Annotated in this window: 2 protein-coding genes; one reads left to right on the top strand and one right to left on the bottom strand. The window is 62.4% G+C overall.

Annotated features, from left to right (window positions below; translation table 11 throughout):
* Positions 1–58: 58 nt before the first annotated feature.
* Positions 59–199, bottom strand: a complete 141-nt coding sequence (locus A5698_RS28650; RefSeq protein WP_156670581.1) for a hypothetical protein — start codon at positions 197–199, stop codon at positions 59–61.
* 73 nt (positions 200–272) lie between these two features.
* On the opposite strand from A5698_RS28650, the gene A5698_RS15605 reads away from it, so the two are divergent.
* Positions 273–452, top strand: coding sequence for a hypothetical protein (locus A5698_RS15605; protein WP_068298547.1), 180 nt, complete (start codon positions 273–275; stop codon positions 450–452).
* Positions 453–510: the final 58 nt, after the last annotated feature.

Raw genomic sequence — 510 nt, 5'->3', positions numbered from 1 at the left:
CCAGACCACGGTTCTCAGCGGTGTTTTCACGATTCCTCCGTTGCTGCGATTGACCCCGTCACCAGTGCGGCGCGCTCGAGATACTCGCGACCGATTCGTCGCCCTGCCGTCTCCCACACATCTGCACAGCGACCGAGTACAGCTCGGTCGTCGGCGCTCCCTCGGCGGGCGCCCGGATGTCGAACCGGAGCGTGAACATCAGCACCGCGACAAGGCCGGGGTATTCACGACGACCGACTCTAACCTAATCTTTGTTCTGGTTACCATTAATAGTGGATGCTATTCTCAGCGCTGGCCTTGTCGCGGTGCTGATGTTCACGCTCCGGTTCGACATCCGGGCGCCCGCCGAGGGAGCGCCGACGACCGAGCTGTACTCGGTCGCTGTGCAGATGTGTGGGAGACGGCAGGGCGACGAATCGGTCGCGAGTATCTCGAGCGCGCCGCACTGGTGACGGGGTCAATCGCAGCAACGGAGGAATCGTGAAAACACCGCTGAGAACCGTGGTCTGG

This window comes from Mycobacterium sp. E136 (assembly GCF_001666865.1).
In the GTDB taxonomy this organism is placed as follows: Bacteria; Actinomycetota; Actinomycetes; order Mycobacteriales; family Mycobacteriaceae; genus Mycobacterium.
The sequence above is the reverse complement of the archived record's forward strand: the minus strand, read 5'-3'. Positions and strand labels throughout refer to the sequence as shown.

Coding starts and splice junctions, on each gene's coding strand:
- A5698_RS28650 (WP_156670581.1), bottom strand. CDS start 199: ATGTTCACGCTCCGGTTCGACATCCGGGCGCCCGCCGAGGGAGCGCCG.